The organism is Bosea sp. 124 (assembly GCF_003046175.1).
Taxonomy (GTDB): Bacteria; Pseudomonadota; Alphaproteobacteria; order Rhizobiales; family Beijerinckiaceae; genus Allobosea.
Map to the genome: position 1 here is coordinate 25798 of NZ_PZZM01000001.1, position 22140 is coordinate 47937.

Sequence of the window (22140 nt, forward strand, 5' to 3'; positions counted from 1 at the left end):
ATTCATTAAGGGATTCATGAGACCGTCTTAGCCGACGAATTCCCCGGCTTTGGCGTACATTGTCCCACGATCCCAACCACGTCCCATCCGGTGCCAGACCCGTCGCGATCACGGGCGCGGCCATCGAGAAGCTGCTGCTCGCCTCGGGCGTCGATGCGCTGGCGCGGGATGTGGCACGCTCGCTCCTGCCTGTCGTCATCGCGCAGACGGGCAGCGCCTGTTCCGCCTATTGCGACCATATCGAGCGCTCCGTCGCCGACATGAAGGCGCATGTCGTCAAGCACCGCCAGCCGATCGTGGAGGCCGAACGGCGGCATTTCGAATTGCTGTTCAAGGGCGAATTCGGCGACGACTATGCCGAGGGGCTGAACCGGGCGACGATGACCGAGTTCGGCGACGCCATGGGCATCCGCACGAGGCTGGGCACGGCCTTGCGGCTGATCGAGCCGCTGTTCCAGGAGATCGGCCGCAGGCGACGCCTGAGCAGCCGCAAGGCGATCGCCGAAGCCGCAGCCCTGACCCGCCTGATCCTGTGCGACGCTCTCGCCGCGACCTCCTGCCACCAGCGGGCGAGCCGCATCGGCCTGACCCAGCGCGAAAACGCGCTGCATCTCGCCGCCTCGTCCTTCCAGGGCAATATCGGACAGCTGTCGGAGAGCCTGCGGATCGCGGCCACGACACTGCGGAACTACGCCGCGACCAGCCTCTACCGCAGCGGCCAGGCCGACCGGGAGGCGACGCTGGCTGAGGACGCCGCACGGGCCTGCACCGACCGGATCGATCGCGCGGTGGCGGCGACCAACGATCTGGTCAGCGCGCTCGACCATGTCAGCAGCGAAACGCAGCAGAGCTTCTCGATCACCGGAGAGGCCGTCGCCGACACGCGCGAGGTCACCGAATCGATGGCAGTGCTGGCCGAAGCCGCCGGCCGCATCGGCTCGATCGTGACGCTGATCCAGCAGATCGCGACCAAGACCAATCTCCTCGCCCTCAACGCGACCATCGAAGCCGCGCGCGCCGGACCGGCCGGCAAGGGCTTCGCGGTCGTCGCCAGCGAGGTCAAGTCGCTGGCGCACCAGACGGCCAGCGCGACCGGCGAGATCGCCACGCAGATCGCCCAGGTTCAGTCGGCGACCGAATCCTGCGTCGCGCATGTGAACTCGATCAGCCTGACCATCGCGCGTCTCGAGCAATCCGCGGCCTCGATCGCTAACACCGTGCAGCAGCAGACATCGGCCACCAACGAGATGGCGGCCGACACGACCCAGGCGGCGACGCGGACGCGCGAAGGACTCGCCTCGGCGCAGGCTGCCCGGCACTCGATCGGCGACGTCGCGAAGATGTCGATCGAGCTCGACTCGGCGGCCGTGCAGGTCGAGGCCTCCGCAGGCATGATCAGCGACCTGGTCACGCATTTCCTGGCCAATCTGCGCGCGGCGTGAAGCCGCCTGGCGCCTCATCTCTTCGTCGCTCTGGGAGCCGGCCGCCAGCCATGTTAGCCGTGGACCGGCGCTGCCGAAGCCAGTCTTGTGCCAGCGCCACGGGCCGTTTCCAATGCGTATCGCCGTCCTCGCGGACATCCACGCCAATCGCGAAGCCAACGAGGCGGTGCTGGAGGCCGTGCGCGAACTGGCTCCGGACCGGATCATCCTGCTCGGGGACCTCGTCGGCTATGGGCCGGACCCGGTCTACGCCGTCGAGACCGCGGCGCGGCTCGTCGAGGACGGGGCGCTCTGCATCCAGGGAAATCATGACGAAGCCGCCGCGAGCGACGGCCCAGTCAGGATGACGCCGAATGCGCGCGCCGCCATGATCTGGACAAGGGCCCAGCTCACGCCGGCGCATCGCGGCTTTCTCGCCGGGCTGCCACTGACCGCGGATCTCGGGGATACGAGCTTCGTCCATGCCAGCGCCTTCGACCCGCCGGGCTGGAACTATGTCAGCGATGCCGGCGCCGCCCGGCGCTGCCTCGACGCCAGCAGCGCCGCGCTGATCCTGTGCGGCCACACCCACCGCCCGGCCATCCACTATGCATTGCCCGGCCGGATGCCTGTCCCGTTCACGCCTCTCGACGACGTGCCCGCCCCGCTCTCGGCGATGCGGCGGCATGTGGTCGTGGCCGGCTCCGTCGGCCAGCCCCGCGACGGCAACCCTGCCGCCTGCCTCGCCCTGCTCGACACCGCGGCCCGGACGGTGACGATGGTGCGCGTCGCCTATGATGCACGCGAGACCGCACGCAAGATCGCCACCGCCGACCTGCCGCCCTGGCTCGGCATGCGGCTGCTGGTCGGGCGCTAGAGCATTTTCGAGCGAAGTGGATACCGGTTCGCGTGAAGAAAATGCGCCAAAATAATGAGCTGGGGTATGGGGGAATGATGCAGCGGTTTGAACCGGGCTCCATCATCGACGGCTTCGTGCTGGAACAGCGCCTGCCGTCAGGCGGCATGGCCGAGATCTGGCGCGCCAGCCACCCCTCCGTCGCCGGGCCGCTGGTGCTCAAGATCCCCTTTCTCGATCCCGGCCAGGACGTCTCCGTCATCGTCGGCTACGAGGTCGAGGAGCTGATCCTGAAGCGGCTGAGCGGGCCGCATGTGCCGCGCTTCGTCAACGCCGGGCCGCTCGACCAAATTCCCTATCTCGCGATGGAATGGGTCGCGGGCACGAGCCTCGCCGACACGGTCGCGACCGCGCCGCTGCCGGCGGAGGAGGTCGCGACGATCGGCATCGCCATCGCGGTCGCGCTGGCCGACGTGCATCGTCAGGGCGTCGCGCATCTCGACCTGAAGCCGCAGAACATCATCATCGCAGAGCGCGGTGCCGTATTGCTCGATTTCGGCCTCGCACGCCATGCCGAGCTTCCCGACCTGTTCGGGGCCGAGAGTTCGGGCCCGATGGGCAGCGCTGCGTATATGGCGCCGGAACAGGTCCTGGGCGACAGGTCCGACCCGGCCAGCGACCTGTTTGCGCTCGGCTGCATCCTCTATCAGCTCGCGACCGGCGAGGAACCGTTCGGCCGGCCGGCGACCCTGGCCGGCCTCAAGCGCCGCCTCTATCACGACCCGAGGCCTCCGCGCGCCGTCAACCCCGCCGTCCCGGCCTGGCTGGAGGAGATCATCATGCGCTGCCTGGAGGTCGATCGCGGCCGGCGCTATGGCGAGGCCGGCAAGATCGCCTTCGACCTGCGCCATCCCGACCAGGTCGTCCTGACCCGGCGGCGCGGACAGCGGGCACCGGCCGGCTTCTGGCAGCGGCTGCTCGCACTGTTCCAGAAACGCGACGAGCGCCAGTTGCTCGGGATGCCGGAAGCGGGGCAACGCCGGGCCGGGCCGGGACTGGTGCTGACGGCCGTCGATCTCTCGGTCGGGCCGGATGCGCTCGCCGCCGCCGTCCGGGCCGAGACGGCAAGGCTGCTCGCCGCGCGGCAGGATTCCTGGCTGGCCTGCCTCACCGTCCTGAAGACAGAACTGATCGCCGAGACGAAATATGCCGACGAGACCGGCCGCTCGCTCTATATCGGGCGCCTCGTCGCCCTGAAGGACTGGGCTCGCTCGCTGCAACTGCCGGAAGAGCGCGTCAGCTATCACGTCATCGAAGTGGTCAGCGCTGCGGACGCGATTCTGCGCTACGCCGAGCACAACGATGTCGACCATATCGTGCTGGGCGCCCGCTCCTCCTCGGCGCTGCGCCGACATCTCGGCAGCGTCTCCAGCAAGGTCGTGGCGGAGGCGCAGTGCTCGGTCTCGGTGGTGCGGATGAAGAGTGGCGGCGCGCCGGACGCCGGGGCGCCCTGAGTCCGGGCCGGTTGACCGGGCGATGTGGCGCCGCGACAATGCCCGCCATGTCCGCCGGCCCCGCCTCCTCCGCTCCCGAATTCGACACCGGCCGGCTCGATGCCTTCCTGCGCGCTGCCCTGCCTGGCCGCGCGCAGGGCGCGATGACGCTGGAGCGGATCAGCGGCGGACAGTCGAATCCGACCTTCTTCCTGTCCTATACGGCGGCCGGCACGCGGCTGGTGCTGCGCAAGAAGCCGCCGGGCCCGCTGCTGCCCTCCGCCCATGCGGTCGATCGCGAATACCGCGTGCTGAAGGCGCTGGCGAACTCGAGTGTCCCGGTGCCGCCGGTCGTGCTGTTCCATGGCGATGACGACGTTGTCGGCACGCCGTTCTACGTGATGGAACGGCTGGACGGCCGCGTCTTCCACGACACCGCCCTGCCCGGCGTGGCGCCCGAGGCGCGCCGCGCGATGTATTTCGCCATGGCCGAGACGCTGGCCGCGCTGCACGGCTTCGACTGGCAGGCGGCTGGCCTCGCCGATTTCGGCAAGCCCGGAAACTACTTCGCCCGCCAGATCGCGCGCTGGGGCCGGCAATGGTCCGAGACGAAGACGCATGAGATCGCGGCGGTGGACCGCGCCTTTGCCTGGCTTACCGAGCATCTCGACGACAGCGTCGAAACCACTATCGTCCATGGCGATTTCCGGCTCGGCAACCTGATGTTCGCTCCCGATGCGCCGCGCGTCGTGGCCGTCCTCGACTGGGAGCTCTCGACGCTGGGACATCCGCTCTCGGACGCCGCGTTTTCCTGCCTGCCCTGGCATTCGACGCCGCAGATGTATGCCGGCATCGACGGGCTCGACCGCGTGGGTCTCGGTATCCCGACGCAGGCCGAATATCTCGAGCGCTATTGCGCGGCGGCGGGACGCAGCGAGGGACCCGGCCGGTTCCACCTCGCCTTCTCGCTGCTGCGCTTCGCCGTCATCCTTGACGGCATCGCGGCCCGCGCGAAGGCCGGCAATGCGGCGGCCGAGAACGCCGTCGCGGTCGGCGAGATGGCCGAGAGTTTCGCGCTGCGCGCGCAGGCCGTGATCGACGGCCGCGACTGAAGGAAAACGCCATGGATTTCGCCTATTCCGCCAGGGTCGAGGAGCTGCGCACGCGGCTGCAGGCCTTCATGGACGCCCATATCCAGCCGGCCGACGCCGTCTGGCGGCATGAGGTCGAGGCCGGGCGCTATCCGATGGCGCTGATCGACGGGCTGAAGGCCAAGGCGAAAGCCGAAGGATTGTGGAATCTGTTCCTGCCGGCACTGAAGCAGGATGAGCCCGGCACGCGGCTCGCCAACCTCGAATATGCGCCGCTCGCCGAGATCATGGGCCGGATCTACTGGTCGTCGGAGGTGTTCAACTGCAACGCCCCCGATACCGGGAACATGGAAATCCTGCACATGTTCGCGACGCCAGAGCAGCGCGAGCGCTGGCTGGTCCCGCTCATGAACGGCGAGATCCGCTCCTGCGTCGGCATCACCGAACCCGGCGTCGCCTCCTCGGACCCGACCAATCTCCAGACCACGATCATCCGCGACGGCGACGACTACATCATCTCGGGCCGCAAATGGTGGACCACCGGCGCGCTGCATCCCAACGTCAAATTCTGCATCGTGATGGGGCTTTCGGATCTGGCGCCCGATGCCGATCCACACCGGCGCCATTCGATGGTGATCGTGCCGATGGATGCGAAGGGCGTCAGCGTGATGCGTAACCTGCCGCTGCTGAATCACCATTCTCCAGAAGGCCATACCGAGACCGATTTCGACCAGGTCCGCGTACCCGCCACCAACATCCTCGGCGAGGAAGGGGCGGGCTTCGCGCTGGCGCAGGCGCGGCTGGGCCCAGGCCGAATCCACCACTGCATGCGCTCGATCGGGCAATGCGAGGTGGCGCTCGAGCTGATGGTCGAGCGCGCGCTGCAGCGCAAGGCCTTCAGCCGCAACCTCGCCGATTATGCCAATGTGCAGGACTGGATCGCCGAGGGCCGCATGGAGATCGACCAGGCGCGGCTGCTGTGCCTGCGCGCCGCCTGGATGATGGACAACCTCGGCAACAAGGCCGCCCGCACCGAGGTCTCGTCGATCAAGGTGGTCGCGACCAGATTGCAGACGAAGATCGCCGACCGGGCGATGCAGGTCTTCGGGGCAGCGGGTCTCTCCAACGATACCCCGCTGGCCTTCATCTATAGCTGGGGCCGGGCGCTGCGCTTCATCGACGGGCCCGACGAGGTGCATCTGCGCACCGTCGCCCGCGCCGAGATCAAGAAGCGCCAGCAATCTGGCCACTCGACCTTTGCCGAGCAGGGCGTCCGGATGCCCTATCAGAAACCCGCGCACTGACCGGGCCCCCCCCATGGCCGGCGCGCCGCCCGTCTGCCTGTTCGACGGCGTCTGCGTGCTCTGCTCAGGCGGGGTGCAGTACACGCTGCGGCACGAGCGCGACCACGAAATACGTTTCGTCGCGATCCAGTCGCGCGAGGGTCGCGCGCTCGCGCAGCTTCATGGCGTCGATCCCGACCAGCCCGACAGCTTCCTGTTCATCGAGAACGATGTCGTGCTGCGCAAATCTGAGGCCGTCCTCGGCGTCGTCGCGCATCTCAGCTGGCCAGCAAGGCTGGTTCTCGCCGCCCGCATCCTGCCGCGGTCGCTACCGGACTGGCTCTATGACCGGATTGCCCGCAATCGCTACAGGTTGTTCGGGCGCAAGGAGAGCTGCAGCCTGCCCGACCCCGAACAACGCCATCGCTTCAGCCTGCCGGAGACGCCGTGAGGCGCTTCTGACGCCATCGTGAAGCGTAACGGCGCGCATGGCTGCCGCTCGCGGGCAGGACTGGACTTGGCAGCGGGCAACGTGATGATCGCGCCATCATTCCCTACGGTATCTTTCGGCGAGACCTTTCCATGAGCAAGCTCTTCAGCCCCTTCCAGATCGGCGGCCTCACGCTCGCCAACCGCATCGTCATCGCGCCGATGTGCCAGTACTCGGCGGATAATGGCAATGTGAGCGACTGGCACACGATCCATCTCGGCAATCTCGCCCTGTCGGGCGCCGGTCTGCTGATCATCGAGGCGACGGCGGTCGAGCCGGCCGGACGGATCAGTCCGCAGGATGTCGGGCTGTGGTCGGACGAGAACGAGGCGGCGCTGGCCGGCGTTCTGAAGTCGGTGCGGAAATGGTCGGACATGCCGATCGGCGTCCAGCTCGCCCATGCCGGGCGCAAGGCCTCAGTCGACCAGCCCTGGAAGGGCGGCGCCCAGCTCGGCGTCGAGCAGGGCGGCTGGCAGGTGTTCGGCCCGTCCTCCGCCGGCTTCGAGAGCTATCCCCGCCCGCCGCAGGAGCTGTCGACCGATGACCTCGCCCGGCTGAACGAGGCCTTCGCCACTGCGGCCAAGCGCAGCGTGCGGCTCGGGCTCGACATGATCGAGCTGCACGGCGCCCATGGCTATCTGCTGCACCAGTTCCTGTCGCCGCTTTCGAACCGGCGCGACGACGAATACGGCGGCTCGCTGGAGAACCGGATGCGCTTCCCGCTCGCCGTGTTCGAGGCGGTGAAGGCGGCGGTCCCGGCCGGATACCCGGTGGGAATGCGCGTCTCGGGCACGGACTGGGTCGCGGGCGGCTGGGACATCGAGCAGACGATCGCCTTTGCCAACGAGTTGAAGGCGCGCGGTGCCGACTTCATCCATGTCTCCAGCGGCGGCAATTCGACGGCACAGCAGATCCCGCTCGGCCCGAACTATCAGGTGCCGCTGGCGCGGGCCGTGAAGCAGGCGACCGGCGTTCCGACCATCGCAGTCGGGCTGATCACCGAGGCCGACCAGGCCGAGGCGATCGTCGGCACGGGCGAAGCCGACCTCGTCGGGATCGCGCGCGGCATCCTGTTCGATCCGCGCTGGCCCTGGCATGCGGCCGCCCATCTCGGCGCCCGCGTCAAGGTCGCGCCGCAGTTCCTGCGCTCGCAGCCGCGCCAGTACAAGGAGCTGTTCAGCTAAGCCGGGGACGGCTTGGCTCATCGGCTTTGTCCGAAAACCGCGTTCCAATTTTCGGGCCGATGTTCTAGGACCGCCTGCCACATCATGCTCCAGTTCCTCGCGACTTCGACGCCGTTCTTCGCGGTGATCGCCTTCGGCGCGCTGATGTCCGGGCGGATGGGGCTCGGCCCCGAGGCCATCCGCATCCTCAACGTCTTCGCCTTCTTCGTGGCGGCGCCGGCCATGATCCTGCGCGTGGTCGCGCGCCAGCCGCTCGCCGAGCTCTGGAACATGGCGTTCTTCGGCGCGCTCTCGGCGATCGCCATCGTCGTCCTGCTGGTCGGGCTCGCCGTCGCACGCAAGCTGTTGCGCCTGCCCTATCTCGACGCGGTCTCGCGTGGGCAGGCGCTCATCGCGTGCAATTTCACCTTCCTCGGAATCCCGTTGATGCTGGCTTTTCTAGGCGATGCCGCTGCCGGGCCGATCGCCATCGCCCTGATCATCGACGGGGCCGTGGTGTTGCCCTTCGCCTATGGGCTGCTGGAGGCCGGACGAGGCGACGGCTCGCTCGCCGCCAGTGCCTGGAAGCTGGTGCGCGGCACCTTCTTCAATCCGTTCATGCTGTCGATCCTCGGCGGCGTCGTGCTGTCACTGGGACAGATCACGATCCCCGAGCCGATCGACCGTTTTCTCGGTTTTCTCGGGCCGGCAGCGGCGCCCGCGGGTATCTTCGCGCTGGGCCTCGCCACAAGGCAGTGGAGCCGGGGCGGCTGGCCGCTCGGATCGATCTTGCCGCTGGTCGCCGGCAAGCTGATCCTGCATCCGCTGATCGTCTTCGTGGTGATGGCCTATGTGCTCCGGCTAGACCCTTTCTGGGTCAAGGCCGGCGTGCTCTATTCAGCGCTGCCGATCGCCAGCAACGTCTTCCTGCTCGCCGAACGCGCCGGAGGCGATGCGCGCGTCATCGCGCTGTCCGTCGTTGCCTCGACTGCGCTGGCGGCCCTGAGCTTCCCCATCGCCGGCTGGCTCGTGACGCTCTGGGCCGGCGGCTGAAAGACGAAACCGGAGTCGTTTTGCATGACCGCCTATTCCGCCCTCTCCGCCCATTTCGGCCGCGCCTCGGCGCTCGGCAACGCCATCGGCATCCTGCAATGGGACAACGACGTGATGATGCCGAAAGGCGCTGCCGGCGCGCGGGCCGAGAGCATGGCGCTGCTGCGGGTGATGCATCACGGCATGATCACAGATGAGCGGATTGGCGACTGGCTGGCGGACGCGGACGCGGATGAGGGGCTCGGCGAGTCGAAGCTCGGGCCCTGGGAGCGCGCCAATCTGCGCGAAATCCGGCGGGTCTGGACCGTCGAGACCGCGCTGCCGTCCGATCTTGTCGAGGCCTCGAGCAAGGCGATCTCGGCCTGCGAGATGCGCTGGCGACAGGCGCGGGCCGAGGCCGATTTCGCCGGGCTCCTGCCCTATCTCGCCGAAGTCCTGACGATCCAGCGCGAGATCGGCCGGGCCAAGGGCGAGAAGCTCGGCCTCTCGCCTTACGACGCCCTGCTCAACGACTACGAGCCGGGCGGGCGCTCGGTGAAGATCGACGCGCTGTTCGACGATCTCGCCGGCTTCCTGCCGGACTTCACGCAGGAGGTGCTGGCCGCGCAGGCGCAGCGGCCCCAGGTGCCCGACCCGGAAGGCCCCTTCGCGATCGAGAAGCAGCGGGCGCTCGGCCTCAGGATGATGGCGGCGCTGGGTTATGATTTCGAACGCGGCCGGCTCGACGTCTCGACGCATCCGTTCTGCGGCGGGGCCGACAACGATGTCCGCATCACCACCCGTTATGACGAGGCCGACTTCGCCAAAGCGCTGATGGGCGTGCTGCACGAGACCGGCCATGCGCTCTACGAGCAGGGCCGGCCGCAGGGCTTCCTGAACCAGCCGGTCGGCGCCGCGCGCGGCATGAGCCTGCATGAGAGCCAGTCGCTGCTGGTCGAGATGCAGGCCTGCCGCTCAAGTGAGTTCATCGCCTTCGCCGCACCGCTGATGCGGGAGAGCTTCGGTGGCTCCGGCCCCGGCTGGGAGACCGACGCGCTGTGGCGGCGCTACACCAAGGTCGAGCCCGGCTTCATCCGGGTCGATGCCGACGAGGTGACCTATCCCGCCCACGTCATCCTGCGCTACCGGCTGGAGAAGGCGCTGATCGCCGATGCGATGCCGCTTTCCGAGCTGCCAACCGCCTGGAACGCAGGCATGCGCGAGCTGCTCGGCGTCAACGTGCCGGACGACCGGCTCGGCTGCCTGCAGGACGTGCACTGGCCGAGCGGCGGCTGGGGCTATTTCCCGACCTATACGCTCGGCGCCATGACGGCGGCGCAGATTTTCGAGGCCGCCTGCGTGGCCTCGCCCGACATCCTGCCGGCAATCGGCCGCGGCGATTTCTCCGGGCTGCTCGGCTGGCTGCGCACCAACATCCACAGCCAGGGCTCGCTGCTGGAGACGGATGCGCTGCTGACGCAGGCGACGGGCCGGCCGCTGGATGCAGAGGTGTTCAAGGCACATCTGCGGCGGCGTTACGGGAGCGAAGAGTGAGGGAGGGCGGCGAAGAGGCATGGACCCGACACGCACTCTGCGGGATCATCGCATCATGGTCCGAATCGTTGCCGCCCTGCTCGCCGCTTCTGTGCTGTGCACCGCTTCCATGGCGCTCGCGGCCAATGCCTGCCGGCCGACGCGTGACGGGAAGGACCGCATCGACCCGGCGGGGGGCTGCCCGAGCGGGTATTTCATGCGCGGCGCCTGCTGTGAGTCCTTCAACACCATGTCGCAGCCCAGCGCTGCCGTGAAGACATGCCCAGCGGGTACGGTTGCAAATCTCGGAGCCTGTGTCGCCAAGAAGTGACCGGCGCAACCCCTCACTCAGCCGCGCACATCTCTTCCCCCAGCTTCAGGCTCGACCTCCGCTGGATCTTGTCGTCCTTGGCAAAGAGCTCCGCCAGCCAGTCGACGAAGACGCGGACCTTGTTGGAGAGGTGGCGGTTCGGCGGGTAGACGATGTGCAAGGGCTTCGGCGCCGAGCACCAGTTGGTCAGGACAGGGACCAGGGCGCCCGCCGTGATGTGGTCCTGCACCATGAAGGTCGGGGCCTGGATGACGCCGAGGCCGGCCAGCGCGGCGGCGACATAGCCCGTGCCCTCGTTGAGTGAGACGATGTAGTTGCCCCTGACCTCGATGCTCTCGCGCCCGTTGGCATAGAGGAAAGGCAAGGTGCGGCTGCCGCCCGCCATGCGGTAGCCGACGATGGCATGCTCCTTCTCCAGATCGTTCGGATGCTTCGGCATGCAGTGGCTGGCGAGATAGGATGGTGCGGCGCAGGTGATCGTGAACATCTCGCCGATGCGCCTTGCGATCAGGCTCTGGTCCTGAATTTCGCCGCCACGGATGGCGCAGTCGAGATTCTCGGCCAGGAGATCGGCCGGGCGGTCGCTCAGGCCGAGATCGAGCTGGATTTCGGGATAGCGCTCATGGAAGGCCGGCAGCGCCGGAATGATCACCGCCAGAGCGAGCGAGGCGCTGCAATCGACCCGCAGCCGCCCGCTCGGGCGCGCCTGCGACAGCGCCATGCTGGCATCGAGTTCGTCGATCTCGCCCAGCACCCGCAACGCCCGCTCGTAATAGGCCGCGCCATCCATCGTCACCGTGACGCGCCGCGTCGTGCGGTTCAGGAGTTTTGCGTGCAGATGCGCCTCGAGCTGCTGGATCTGCTTCGTCACCGTCGGCTTGGGCATTTCGAGCAGATCCGCGGCGCGCGAGAAGGTGCCCGCCTCGACCACCCTGACGAAGGCGCGCATGGCGTTGAGCTGATCCATTCCACTCCTCCGCTTCGGTTCATCGCCTTCTGCCTATTATTTCTCTCAGGAAATAATGAATGAACAAAAGAGCCATTTATTGCTCCAACAGTATCTCTTAAATCGTGCTGCATCGCAACACCACAGGCCGCGCCATGCTCGCCACGTCCACTCAGCCCTACCGTAACCCTCGCTCCGTCTTCTGGCGGCAGGAGACGATTGTGGCCGGGTCGACCTCTCTGGCCGCCAGGCTCTACGCCCCGGCCGAGATCGCGGCGCAGGCCGGGCTGGTCGTGCATCTGCATGGCGGCTCCTTCACCGGCGGCTCGCTGATGGAGGGCGAAGCCGTCGCGACGATGCTGGCCGAAGCCGGCGCCGTGGTGCTTTCGCTCGATTATCCGCTGGCGCCGGCGCATCGGTTCCCCGAGGCGCTGGAGGCCGCATATGGGGCGCTCGCCGGCATCGGCAAGAGCCGCGTCCGCTGGGCCGCCAAGCTGGCGCCGCTCTATGTCGCGGGCGAGGAAGCCGGCGGCAACCTCGCAGCCGCGCTCGCTTTGATGGCGCGCGACCGACGCGGGCCGTTGCTGTCCGGCCAGATCCTGCTTTCGCCGATGCTCGACCCCTGCCTCGGCACCTGCTCGCTCCGGGAGGTCGATGCCGGGCCGGTTGGCTGCCACTGGGCCGATGGCTGGTCGGACTATCTCGGTTCGCCCGACAAGGCGGCCCATCCCTATGCCGCCCCGAGCAACGCCTCGCGCCTCGCCGGACTGCCGCCTGCCTTGCTGATCTCGGCGCAGGACGACCCGATGCGCGACGAGGCCGCCGCTTACGCGTCACGCCTGCAGGAAGCGGGTGTGAGCGTGCGGCACCATGTGCAGACTGGGCCGACGCAATGGCCCATCGCCTATGCCGGCGCGCCCGAGAATGGCTCCTGCCTCTGCCTGGCATGCCACCATGTGAGTGATTTCTACGCCCTGACAGCACCGCCCTAGGCGCGCGACCGCGCCTTTCCGCTTTTTGCCTTTCTCTCATCCAAGGAACCAACCCATGATTCAGGGAACGCATCGTCGTGGCCTGCTGGGCGGCGGGCTCGCCGCCGGCGCCTCGCTCGCCACCCTCGCCCTCGCCTTCAACCTGTTCGGAGGCCACGCTCACAGCGACGCGCCGGCCGCCACTCCGGCGGCGCCGCCGGCAACTCCGGTCTCGGTGGCAACCGTCGAACCGCGCGACATCGTCAACTGGGCCGAGTTCTCCGGCCGGCTCGAGGCCATCGAACGGGTCGAATTGCGCTCGCGCGTCTCCGGCGTGGTCGAATCCGTGCATTTCCGCGAGGGCGGACTGGTCAGGCAGGGCGATCTCCTCGTCAGCATCGACCAGGCGCCTTATCTCGCCGAATTCGAACGGGCGCAGGCGCAGGTTCTCGCCGCCGAGGCGCGCGTCGCCCTCGCCTCCGGCGAGCATGAGCGTGGCCAGCAGTTGATGGCCAGCCGCAACGTCTCGCAGCGTGAGCTGGACACCCGCTACAATGCGCTGCGCGAGGCGCAGGCCAATCTGCGCGCCGCGGAAGCCGCCCAGCGGACGGCACGGCTCAATCTGGATTACACCCAGATCCGGGCGCCGATCAGTGGCCGCATCGGCAGGCTCGGCGTCACCATCGGCAACCTGGTCGCGGCCGGCGCTTCGGCCCCGCTGCTGACGACGCTGGTCTCGGTCGACCCGGTCTATGCCTCGTTCGACGCCGACGAGCGCACCGTGCTCGATGCGCTGGCCAGCCTGCCGGGCAGCGAGCGCGCGCTCGACCGGATTCCGGTCCGGCTCGCGACCGCGACCTCGGAGGCCGCGAACTTCACCGGCAAGCTGCATTTCGTCGACAATGGCGTCGATGCGGCAAGCGGCACGGTGCGGGTGCGCGCGCTGCTCGACAACCCTGACGGCAAGCTGCTGCCGGGCCAGTTCGTCCGTGTCCAGATGGGCCAGGCCCGGGCCGAGCAGGGGCTCGCGATCAACGAGCGCGCCGTGGGCACCGACCAGAACAAGAAGTTCGTCTTCGTCGTCGGCGCCGACAACAAGGCGCTCTGGCGCGAGGTGACGCTGGGAGCCTCGAATGAGGGGCTGCGCGTCGTCACCTCCGGCCTGAAGCCGGGCGAGCGCATCGTCGTCAACGGCCTGCAGCGCATCCGCCCGGGCGCATTGGTCGCGCCGGAAGCGGTGCCGATGGCCGAGAAGTCCGAGCTGAAGCGCGAGCCGGCCAAGACCGAACTCGCACAACGCTGATCGATACACGCGTCATTCTCGGGCGAAGCGAAGCGCAGAGCCCCCAGAATCTCCTGCAGGAGATGCCCGGGTCAAGCCCGGGCATGACGGCGCTTTTCACGCAAGACATCCGCTCCAAAGGGGGGCGTGCCATGAACCTGTCCAAATTCTTCATCGACCGGCCGATCTTCGCCGGCGTGCTCTCCGTCCTGATCTTCCTCGCCGGGCTGATCTCGCTGCGGATCCTGCCGATCTCGGAATATCCTGAGGTGGTGCCGCCCTCTGTGGTGGTGCGGGCGCAGTATCCCGGCGCCAATCCGCGCGTCATCGCCGAGACCGTGGCGACGCCGATCGAGGAGCAGATCAACGGCGTCGAGAACATGCTCTACATGTCGAGCCAGGCGACGACGGACGGCGTGATGACGCTGACCGTCACCTTCAAGCTCGGCACCGATGCCGACAAGGCCCAGCAGCTCGTCCAGAACCGAGTCTCGCAGGCCGAGCCGCGCCTGCCCGAGGAGGTGCGCCGCCTCGGCGTCACCACGATCAAGAGTTCGCCCGACCTGATGCTGGTCGTGCATCTGCTCTCGCCCAATAACCGCTACGACATGACCTATCTGCGCAATTACGCCGTCCTCAACGTCAAGGACCGGCTGGCGCGGATCGACGGCGTCGGCCAGGTCCAGCTCTTCGGCTCGGGCGACTATTCGCTGCGCGTCTGGCTCGACCCGCAGAAGGTCGCGGAGCATGGGCTCTCGCCCGCCGATGTCGTGCGCGAGATCCGCGCCCAGAACGTCCAGGCGGCGGCGGGCGTCGTCGGCGCCTCGCCGAGCGCGGCGGGGCTCGACCTGCAGCTCTCGGTCAACGCGCAGGGTCGTCTGCAAAGCGAGGAAGAGTTCGGCGAGATCATCGTCAAGACCAGCCCGTCCGGCGCCGTCACGCGGCTCCGCGACATCGCCCGGCTCGAACTCGGCGCGGCGGACTACGCACTGCGCTCGCTGCTCGACAACAAGCCGGCCGTCGCCGTGCCGGTGTTCCAGGCACCGGGTTCGAACGCCATCACCATCGCCGACCAGATCCGCACCACGATGGAGGAGATCAAGCAGAACATGCCGGAAGGCGTGGACTACTCGATCGTCTACGACACCACACAGTTCGTGCGCGCCTCGATCAAGGCCGTGATCACGACGCTGCTGGAGGCGATCGCGCTCGTCGTGCTCGTCGTCATCATCTTCCTGCAGACCTGGCGGGCCTCGATCATCCCGCTCGTCGCCGTGCCGATCTCGGTCGTCGGCACCTTCGCGGTGATGCATCTGTTCGGCTTCTCGATCAATGCACTCAGCCTGTTCGGCCTCGTGCTCGCCATCGGCATCGTCGTCGATGACGCGATCGTCGTGGTCGAGAATGTCGAGCGCAACATCGAGGAGGGGCTGGAACCGCGCGAGGCGACGTACAAAGCGATGCGCGAGGTCTCCGGCCCGATCATCGCGATCGCGCTCGTGCTGGTCGCGGTGTTCGTGCCGCTCGCCTTCATCAGCGGCCTCACGGGGCAGTTCTACCGCCAGTTCGCGCTGACCATTGCGATCTCGACAGTGATCTCGGCGGTGAACTCGCTGACGCTGTCTCCGGCGCTGGCGGCGCTCCTGCTGCGCTCGCACCATGCACCGAAGGACGCGCTGACGCGGGGCATGGACAAGGTGCTCGGCTGGTTCTTCCGCGGCTTCAACCGCTTCTTCCAGTGCTCGTCGGAGGCCTATGGCGGCGGCGTGCGCCGCATCCTGTCGCGCAAGACGCTGATGATGGCGGTCTATCTCGTGCTGGTCGGCCTGACCGCCGTGCTGTTCCGTACGGTGCCGGGCGGCTTCGTGCCCGGTCAGGACAAGCAGTATCTCGTCGGCTTCGCGCAATTGCCCGATGCCGCCACGCTCGACCGCACCGAGGACGTCATCCGCCAGATGGGCGAAATCGCCCTGAAGCACCCGGGCGTGCAGAGCGCCGTCGCCTTCCCGGGCCTGTCGATCAACGGCTTCACCAACTCGTCGAATGCCGGCATCGTCTTCGTGACGCTGAAGCCGTTCGAGGAGCGTAAGGACCCGTCATTGGGCGGCGCCGCGATCGCGATGCAGCTCAACGGCCAGTTCGCCGGCATCAAGGAGGCCTTCATCGCGATGTTCCCGCCGCCGCCCGTCCAGGGGCTCGGCACGATCGGCGGCTTCAAGCTGCAGATCGAGGACCGCGCGGGGCTGGGCTACAAGGCGCTGGACGAGGCGACCAAGGCCTTCATGGCGAAGGCCGCCGCCGCCCCCGAACTCGCCGGCATGTTCTCGAGCTTCCAGGTCAATGTTCCGCAGCTCTATGCCGATATCGACCGCACCAAGGCGCGCCAGCTCGGCGTTGCGGTGACGGATGTCTTCGACACGCTGCAGATCTATCTCGGCTCGTCTTATGTCAACGACTTCAACAAGTTCGGCCGGACCTACACGGTCAGGGCGCAGGCCGACGCGCCGTTCCGCGCCTATGCGGAAGACATCGGCAAGCTGCGCGTGCGCTCGGGCACGGGCGAAATGGTGCCGCTCAGCGCCGTGTTGAACGTGCGCAACGACACCGGGCCGGAACGCGCCATGCGTTATAACGGCTTCCTGGCCTCGGACATCAATGCCGGCGCCGCGCCCGGCTACTCGTCCGGGCAGGCGCAGGCGGCGGTCGAACGCATCGCGGCCCAGACACTGCCGAAGGGTTTTGCCTTCGAATGGACCGAGCTGACCTATCAGGAAATCCTCGCCGGCAATTCCGCCGTGCTCGTGTTCCCGATCGCGATCCTGCTCGTCTTCCTGGTGCTGGCGGCCCAGTATGAGAGCCTGACGCTGCCGATCGCGATCATCATGATCATCCCGATGGGGCTGCTCGCGGCGATGGCGGGCGTCTGGTATTCGGGCGGCGACAACAACGTCTTCACCCAGATCGGCCTCGTCGTGCTGGTAGGGCTATCCGCCAAGAACGCGATCCTGATCGTCGAATTCGCGCGCGAGCTCGAATTCGAGGGCAGGACGCCGGTCGAGGCCGCGATCGAGGCCAGCCGGTTGAGGCTCAGGCCGATCCTGATGACCTCGCTCGCCTTCATCATGGGCGTGGTGCCGCTGGTGCTGTCGACCGGGGCCGGCGCCGAGATGCGGCAGGCCATGGGCGTCGCAGTCTTCGCCGGCATGATCGGCGTCACCGCCTTCGGCATCTTCCTGACGCCGGTGTTCTATGTGCTGATGCGCAAGCTCTCCGGCAACAAGCCGCTGCGGCAGCATGGCGCCGTGCCGGAGCCGGCGCATCTGGCCGAGGCGGCTTGAGCTCGCCGCGCTAACAGAGCGCCGTCATCCTAGGCTTCGCGAAGCGAAGTCCCGGGATCCAACGAAGGGCTTCGTGCTCGACGATGGATCCCGGGCGGACCTTCGGTCGCCCAGGATAACGGCGTGTTTCAGAGTCTCAAGCTCTGGATCGAGGGCGGCTTACCGCTCGATCATCTTGTTCCAGCGGCTGTTCCATTCCGGGCGCTTGGCATTGATCGCGTCCCAATCCAGCACCACGGCGGTCTTCATGAAGCCGTGAAAGGCCTCGAGCTTCTTCTCGGCCTCAGGCGTCGTCGCCTTCGACCTGGTGTTCGACGGCACGACGTTGCCGACCGCCAGCGCCTTGGACTGCGCCTCAGCCGAGAGCAAATAGGCGGCGAGCTTCTGCGCCAGTTCCGGCTCGGAATTGTTGGCGATGACGCATTGCGCCACCATCAGCACCACCGAACCTTCCTTGGGCTGGGCGTATTCGACCGGGATGCCCTTTTCCTTCAGATTCGCGACGCCGGTCGGGGTCAGCGGGAAGATCGCGGCCTCGCCGGTCTGGACCATCTCGGAGATCTTGGCCGAGTTCGGAATGAACTCGATGACGTTCTTGCCGATCGTCTCGCGGAACTTGGCGAATCCAGGCTCGACATTGGCCTCGGTGCCGCCCTGGATGCGGTTGAACATCAGAAAGGCGTGCAGGCCGAAGGAAGAGGCCGAGGCCGACTGGAACACGACCTTGTCCTTGAACTTGGGGTCGGCCATGTCCATCCAGGAGGTCGGGGCGGCCCAACCCTTCTCGTCGAACATCTTCTTGTTATAGGCGAGGCCGGTCATGCCCATGTCGATGCCGACGGCCATGTCGCCCTTCATGCGGGCGCCCTGGTCGAGTTCGGCGAGTTCGGGGCCGTCCTTCAGCTTCTCGCAAAGGCCGGCCCCGACGGCGCGGACCATGACGCCGTCATCGAGGAACATGACGTGCATCTGCGGCTTGTCCTTGGCTGCCGTCGCCTTGGCGAGGATGTCCGAGGAGGTGCCCGGGACGACGACGACCTTGACGTTGTTCGTCTTCTCGAATTCCGGGAGGACGCCCTGGGTGAAGGTCTTCTCGAAGTTGCCGCCATTCATGCCGATATAGAGCGTCTTGGTCTGGGCGAAAGCCGCCGTGCCGGCGATGAGCGCGAGCGTGGCGACGGCGGCGCCAAGAGCGTTGCGGCCGGAAATGGCCTTGCGACGATCAATCATGAGAGGTCTCCCCTGTGTTGCGGCTCTGAATGGCGATCCGCACCCGAGCCGTCGGCTGTGCGGTCGCTGCGTGAAGGGACTTGCGCAAAGCGCGCGATCGAGAAGGCCTCGATCGGCGTGGTCGTGGCGCCGTCGCGGACGAGTTCGGCCAGCACCTCGCCGACACCGGGCGCGATCTGGAATCCCGCTCCGGAAAAGCCGAAGGCGTGGAAGAGGCCGGGCGTGGTGCCGCTTGGCCCGATTACCGGGTTGCGGTCCGGCATCGAAGCCTCGGTGCCGGTCCAGAAGCGGATGGCCTGGGCGTGGTGCATCGCCGGGAAGAGTTCGGCCGCCTTGTTCATGATGGCGAGCGCGCCTTCGCCGGCAGGCCGGGAGAAATCCGGATCGGCCAAAGGCAAGCCGCGCTCGCCACCGACGATGCAGTTCCCGCGCACGACCTGCCTTGCATAGATGCCGGCGCCCTCCATGCCGGTATTGACCGTCATGATCGGCGCGAGCGGCTCCGTCACCACCATCGAGGGGTAGATCCGGCTGACCGGGACCGGCTCGGCAAAACTTTCAGCGAAGCGGCCGGCCCAGGCGCCGGCACTGTTGATGAGCGCGCCGGCCCGCAGCGTCAGTCCGTCGCCCGCCTCCAGCGCGAAGCCGGCCCCGTTGCGGGTCGCACCCGTCACGGGCGTGTTCTCCAGCACATGGGCGCCGGCCCGGCGCGCAGCGCTGGCGAAGCCGGCCGAGACCAGGCGCGGATTGGCGTGGCCGTCGCCAGCACAAAGCGAGGCGCCGGTGATGTCTCCGTCGATCCAGGGAAAGCGCTGGCGCAGGTCGTTATGGCCGATCAGCTCGAGATCGAGACCCTGATCGGCGACAGCGGTCGCATAGGCTTCAAGCGCTGCCATGTCGGCCTCGCCGCGGGCAAGCTTGAGATGGCCGGAGCGCAGGAATTCGCCATCGATGCCGATGAGGGCGGCCAGACGCGGCCAGATCGCATGGGCGCGCTGCGACAGCGGCAGTTGCTCGCGCGGGCGGCCCTGCCGGCGCACACCGCCATAGTTCACCCCGCTCGCCTGCGCGCCGCAGAAGCCCTTGTCGAGCAAGGCAACGGACAGGCCCATGCCGCGCAAGGCGAGCGCCGCCGAGGAGCCGACGAGCCCGCCGCCGATGATCGCGACATCGACATCGAGGCGCGCGCTCACGACACCGTCTCCGTCTCCCGCGCGGCCGGCTTCAACACCAGCGGTACCGGCTTCAGCGGCGCCTGCGAGCGCAGACGCCCGACGTCTTCGAGGCTGCGCCCCGTCCGGGCTGCGAGCAGTTCCGCCGCCGCTCCGGCGCAGATGCGCCCCTGGCAACGGCCCATGCCGACGCGACTGACGGCCTTCAGCCGGTTGATCTCCGTGATGTCGAAATGGTCGATCGCCCTGCGGGCCTCGCCGGCGCTGATCTCCTCGCAGCGGCAGAGCAGCGTGTCGTCGGCGCAATCGGCTGCCCAATGCGCCGGGAAGGGGAAGGCCGCCTCGAGCACGTCGCGGAAGCGGTCGATACGGGCGAGTTCCGCCTCCAGCCGGGCCGCGCGCTCCGGCGCATGCGGCAGGCCGCGATCCTCGCGGAGCGCCAGTGCCGCCCGCTCCCCTGCCCGCTCCGCCGCGTCAGCTCCCGCGATGCCGGCACCGTCTCCCGCAAGATAGACGCGGGGGATGCTGGTGCGCCCGGTCGCATCGCGCCGGGGCAGCCAGGCGCGGTCACGCTGATCGAACCGGAAGGCGCAGCCGGCGAGATCGGCGGCTTGCGTCTCCGGGCGCAGGGCAAGACCATAGCCGACGCCGTCGCAGACGATCCGGCGCGCGTCGCCGCCCTGCCGCCAGGCGATGCCTGCGACGGCACTCTCACCCTCGATCCGGACATCCTCGACGCCATAATGGATGGCGACGCCGCGCAGGCGCAGTTCGGCGACGAAACGCATCCCGCGCAGGATGATGGCCGGGAACAAGGGCAGGCCCCGCAGCATGGCGAATTTGGCCGAGAAGGGGGCTGCGTCCAGCACGGCGGCGACCTCGACGCCGGCCTTCATATACTGCCAGGCGACGAGATACAGCAGCGGGCCGGAGCCTGCGAAGACGACGCGCCGGCCGATGGCACAGCCCTGCGCCTTCAGGGCGATCTGGGCACCGCCGAGCGTGAAGACGCCGGGCAGCGTCCAGCCCGGGATCGGCAGGATGCGATCGGTGGCGCCCGTCGCCAGGATCAGCCCGTCATAGGTGACGCGGCGGCTCTCGCCCGCGACCGCGATGTCGGCCACGCCTTCGCGCAGGTTCCAGAGCAGAGCCTGGGGCCAGTAGTCGATGCGGCCTGCCAGACCGGCGAAATCGCGATGCAGGGCCTGCGCCTTGCCGGCCTCGGACCCGTAGAGCGCCCTCGCGCTGCGCTCGTCCGGGACGAGGCGCTGGCGGTAGATCTGGCCGCCGCAGGACGGCGCCTCGTCGACCACCAGCGGCCGAAGTCCCGCCGCGACGAGCGCCTGCGCCGCACGAATGCCGGCCGGCCCGGCGCCGACGACGAGCGGCTGGGCGCGCCCGATCACGCGGCCAGCCTCGCTCGCGTGACGATGCTCATGCCTGCGGCCAGCGGCGTGGTGCAGGCGCGCAGGCGTTCGCCATCGGCCAGTGTCACCCAGCAGTCCTGGCAGGCGCCCATCTGGCAGAAACCGGCGCGCGGCTGGCCCGAGAACTCCGTCTGCCGGACGGCATCGGCCTGGCTGAGGATCGCGGTCAGCAGCGTGTCGCCGGCCCGGCCCTCGCAGGCAGAGCCGTCGAGGATGAAGGCGATGGCAGCGTGATCCTTGCGGGCGATGCGATGGAGCAGCGGCATGGCTCTCGCCCTCACTTCTGCCCGACGAGGATCTTGTCGAGGCCGAAGGCGCGGTCGAGGATCAGCATGGCGCCGGCCGTCAGCGCGATCATCAGAGCGGAGACCGCCGCCATCATCGGATCGATCGATTCCGTGGCGTACATGTACATCCGCACCGGCAGCGTCACCGTCTGCGGCGAGGTCACGAAGATCGACATCGTCAGCTCGTCGAACGAGTTGATGAAGGCGAGCAGCCAGCCGCCGGTGATGCCGGGCAGGATCATCGGCGCCGTGACCCGGCGGAACACCGTCCAGTGCGAGGCGCCGAGCGTCATCGCCGCCTGCTCGGCGCTGCGGTCGAGCCCCGTGAAGGCCGCCATCACCAGCCGCAGCACATAGGGCGTGATGATGATGACATGGGTCGCAACCAGCCAGGCGAAGGAGCCGGTGCCGCCGATCAGCGCAAACAGCCGCAGAAAGGCGACGCCGAGCACCAGATGCGGGATGATCAGCGGCGACAGGAAAAGCGCGTTCAGCGCATCGCGGCCGGGAAAGTCGTATCGGTCGATGGCGAGCGCGGCAGGCACCGCGAGCGCCACCGAGATCGTCGCGGCCAATGTCGCCAGCCAGAGGCTGTTGGCGAAGGAGGCGACGAAATCGGGATGGACGAAGATCTCGCGGAACCAGCGCAGCGAGAACGACGTCGTCGGGATCGAGAGCGTGTTCTCGGGCGTGAAGGCGACGAGGCAGATCACCACCAGCGGCGCCAAAACGAAGGCGACGACGAGGCTGTGGAAGATCAGGGCGGTGGGGCCGTTCTTCTGCATGGCGCCCTC

At 67.9% G+C, this 22140-nt stretch carries 19 protein-coding genes; 13 read left to right on the plus strand and 6 right to left on the minus strand.

All coding sequences use genetic code 11. The features are described 5' to 3' along the window. The first annotated feature begins 59 nt into the window (after positions 1 to 59). The 10 genes from C8D03_RS00135 to C8D03_RS25960 all read left to right on the plus strand — a co-directional run bounded on the left by C8D03_RS00135 (position 60) and on the right by C8D03_RS25960 (position 10693). A complete protein-coding gene (locus C8D03_RS00135; RefSeq protein WP_108044443.1) occupies positions 60 to 1442 on the plus strand; it encodes a methyl-accepting chemotaxis protein in 1383 nt (460 codons plus the stop codon). Between the two features lie 112 nt (positions 1443 to 1554). Then, positions 1555 to 2298 carry a metallophosphoesterase family protein gene (locus C8D03_RS00140; protein WP_108044444.1) on the plus strand — a complete coding sequence of 248 codons (744 nt, stop codon included), beginning with the start codon at positions 1555 to 1557 and terminating at the stop codon, positions 2296 to 2298. Positions 2299 to 2372: 74 nt separating this feature from the next. After that, positions 2373 to 3791, plus strand: coding sequence for a bifunctional serine/threonine-protein kinase/universal stress protein (locus tag C8D03_RS00145; RefSeq protein WP_248308293.1), 1419 nt, complete (start codon positions 2373 to 2375; stop codon positions 3789 to 3791). A 38-nt stretch (positions 3792 to 3829) separates the two neighbouring features. Continuing rightward, complete coding sequence (locus tag C8D03_RS00150) at positions 3830 to 4882, plus strand: phosphotransferase family protein (RefSeq protein WP_248308294.1); 1053 nt, start codon at positions 3830 to 3832, stop codon at positions 4880 to 4882. Positions 4883 to 4893: 11 nt separating this feature from the next. Next, positions 4894 to 6165 carry an acyl-CoA dehydrogenase family protein gene (locus tag C8D03_RS00155; RefSeq protein WP_108044446.1) on the plus strand — a complete coding sequence of 424 codons (1272 nt, stop codon included), beginning with the start codon at positions 4894 to 4896 and terminating at the stop codon, positions 6163 to 6165. 13 nt (positions 6166 to 6178) lie between these two features. Next, entirely contained in the window at positions 6179 to 6595 is a 417-nt protein-coding gene (locus tag C8D03_RS00160) for a thiol-disulfide oxidoreductase DCC family protein (protein ID WP_108044447.1), read from the plus strand. Positions 6596 to 6726: 131 nt separating this feature from the next. Further along, complete coding sequence (locus tag C8D03_RS00165; RefSeq protein ID WP_108044448.1) at positions 6727 to 7818, plus strand: NADH:flavin oxidoreductase/NADH oxidase; 1092 nt, start codon at positions 6727 to 6729, stop codon at positions 7816 to 7818. Between the two features lie 84 nt (positions 7819 to 7902). Further along, positions 7903 to 8850, plus strand: a complete 948-nt coding sequence (locus C8D03_RS00170) for an AEC family transporter (RefSeq protein WP_108044449.1) — start codon at positions 7903 to 7905, stop codon at positions 8848 to 8850. 24 nt (positions 8851 to 8874) lie between these two features. Then, positions 8875 to 10383 (plus strand): carboxypeptidase M32, encoded by a 1509-nt coding sequence (locus C8D03_RS00175; protein WP_108044450.1) that lies wholly within the window; start codon positions 8875 to 8877, stop codon positions 10381 to 10383. Between the two features lie 19 nt (positions 10384 to 10402). After that, entirely contained in the window at positions 10403 to 10693 is a 291-nt protein-coding gene (locus tag C8D03_RS25960) for a hypothetical protein (RefSeq protein ID WP_146170009.1), read from the plus strand. Positions 10694 to 10706: 13 nt separating this feature from the next. Here C8D03_RS25960 and C8D03_RS00185 read toward each other — a convergent pair whose 3' ends face one another. Next, the gene (locus tag C8D03_RS00185) at positions 10707 to 11660 is read right to left on the minus strand and encodes a LysR family transcriptional regulator (protein WP_108044452.1); all 954 of its coding nucleotides are present in this window, start codon (positions 11658 to 11660) and stop codon (positions 10707 to 10709) included. 200 nt (positions 11661 to 11860) lie between these two features. Between C8D03_RS00185 and C8D03_RS00190 the strand changes: the two genes are divergently transcribed. The 3 genes from C8D03_RS00190 (at position 11861) to C8D03_RS00200 (ending at position 17230) form a co-directional block, all read left to right on the plus strand. Next, complete coding sequence (locus tag C8D03_RS00190; protein ID WP_248308295.1) at positions 11861 to 12631, plus strand: alpha/beta hydrolase fold domain-containing protein; 771 nt, start codon at positions 11861 to 11863, stop codon at positions 12629 to 12631. Between the two features lie 55 nt (positions 12632 to 12686). Then, a complete protein-coding gene (locus C8D03_RS00195) occupies positions 12687 to 13913 on the plus strand; it encodes an efflux RND transporter periplasmic adaptor subunit (protein ID WP_108044453.1) in 1227 nt (408 codons plus the stop codon). 131 nt (positions 13914 to 14044) lie between these two features. Then, positions 14045 to 17230 carry an efflux RND transporter permease subunit gene (locus C8D03_RS00200; protein WP_108044454.1) on the plus strand — a complete coding sequence of 1062 codons (3186 nt, stop codon included), beginning with the start codon at positions 14045 to 14047 and terminating at the stop codon, positions 17228 to 17230. A gap of 159 nt (positions 17231 to 17389) precedes the next feature. Here the strand turns inward: C8D03_RS00200 and C8D03_RS00205 are convergent, their stop codons facing one another. The 5 genes from C8D03_RS00205 to C8D03_RS00225 are packed head-to-tail and all read right to left on the minus strand — an operon-like array spanning position 17390 to position 22131. Beyond that, positions 17390 to 18460 (minus strand): polyamine ABC transporter substrate-binding protein, encoded by a 1071-nt coding sequence (locus C8D03_RS00205; protein WP_108044455.1) that lies wholly within the window; start codon positions 18458 to 18460, stop codon positions 17390 to 17392. Next, entirely contained in the window at positions 18457 to 19653 is a 1197-nt protein-coding gene (locus C8D03_RS00210) for an NAD(P)/FAD-dependent oxidoreductase (RefSeq protein WP_108044456.1), read from the minus strand. The genes C8D03_RS00205 and C8D03_RS00210 overlap by 4 nt, the downstream gene beginning before the upstream one ends. Beyond that, the gene (locus tag C8D03_RS00215; RefSeq protein WP_108044457.1) at positions 19650 to 21038 is read right to left on the minus strand and encodes an NAD(P)/FAD-dependent oxidoreductase; all 1389 of its coding nucleotides are present in this window, start codon (positions 21036 to 21038) and stop codon (positions 19650 to 19652) included. Before C8D03_RS00215 ends, C8D03_RS00210 begins: the two co-directional genes overlap by 4 nt. Then, positions 21035 to 21325: a (2Fe-2S)-binding protein gene (locus C8D03_RS00220; protein WP_108044458.1), complete on the minus strand. Its 291-nt coding sequence runs from the start codon at positions 21323 to 21325 to the stop codon at positions 21035 to 21037. Before C8D03_RS00220 ends, C8D03_RS00215 begins: the two co-directional genes overlap by 4 nt. 11 nt (positions 21326 to 21336) lie before the next feature. Then, positions 21337 to 22131 carry an ABC transporter permease gene (locus C8D03_RS00225; protein WP_108044459.1) on the minus strand — a complete coding sequence of 265 codons (795 nt, stop codon included), beginning with the start codon at positions 22129 to 22131 and terminating at the stop codon, positions 21337 to 21339. Positions 22132 to 22140: the final 9 nt, after the last annotated feature.

What these genes read in the sequence shown, in the direction of transcription:
- C8D03_RS00140 (WP_108044444.1), top strand. Translation starts at nt 1,555, where the DNA reads ATGCGTATCGCCGTCCTCGCGGACATCCACGCCAATCGCGAAGCCAAC.
- C8D03_RS00145 (WP_248308293.1), top strand. Translation starts at nt 2,373, where the DNA reads ATGATGCAGCGGTTTGAACCGGGCTCCATCATCGACGGCTTCGTGCTG.
- C8D03_RS00150 (WP_248308294.1), top strand. Translation starts at nt 3,830, where the DNA reads ATGCCCGCCATGTCCGCCGGCCCCGCCTCCTCCGCTCCCGAATTCGAC.
- C8D03_RS00155 (WP_108044446.1), top strand. Translation starts at nt 4,894, where the DNA reads ATGGATTTCGCCTATTCCGCCAGGGTCGAGGAGCTGCGCACGCGGCTG.
- C8D03_RS00160 (WP_108044447.1), top strand. Translation starts at nt 6,179, where the DNA reads ATGGCCGGCGCGCCGCCCGTCTGCCTGTTCGACGGCGTCTGCGTGCTC.
- C8D03_RS00165 (WP_108044448.1), top strand. Translation starts at nt 6,727, where the DNA reads ATGAGCAAGCTCTTCAGCCCCTTCCAGATCGGCGGCCTCACGCTCGCC.
- C8D03_RS00170 (WP_108044449.1), top strand. Translation starts at nt 7,903, where the DNA reads ATGCTCCAGTTCCTCGCGACTTCGACGCCGTTCTTCGCGGTGATCGCC.
- C8D03_RS00175 (WP_108044450.1), top strand. Translation starts at nt 8,875, where the DNA reads ATGACCGCCTATTCCGCCCTCTCCGCCCATTTCGGCCGCGCCTCGGCG.
- C8D03_RS25960 (WP_146170009.1), top strand. Translation starts at nt 10,403, where the DNA reads ATGGACCCGACACGCACTCTGCGGGATCATCGCATCATGGTCCGAATC.
- C8D03_RS00185 (WP_108044452.1), bottom strand. Translation starts at nt 11,660, where the DNA reads ATGGATCAGCTCAACGCCATGCGCGCCTTCGTCAGGGTGGTCGAGGCG.
- C8D03_RS00195 (WP_108044453.1), top strand. Translation starts at nt 12,687, where the DNA reads ATGATTCAGGGAACGCATCGTCGTGGCCTGCTGGGCGGCGGGCTCGCC.
- C8D03_RS00200 (WP_108044454.1), top strand. Translation starts at nt 14,045, where the DNA reads ATGAACCTGTCCAAATTCTTCATCGACCGGCCGATCTTCGCCGGCGTG.
- C8D03_RS00205 (WP_108044455.1), bottom strand. Translation starts at nt 18,460, where the DNA reads ATGATTGATCGTCGCAAGGCCATTTCCGGCCGCAACGCTCTTGGCGCC.
- C8D03_RS00220 (WP_108044458.1), bottom strand. Translation starts at nt 21,325, where the DNA reads ATGCCGCTGCTCCATCGCATCGCCCGCAAGGATCACGCTGCCATCGCC.
- C8D03_RS00225 (WP_108044459.1), bottom strand. Translation starts at nt 22,131, where the DNA reads ATGCAGAAGAACGGCCCCACCGCCCTGATCTTCCACAGCCTCGTCGTC.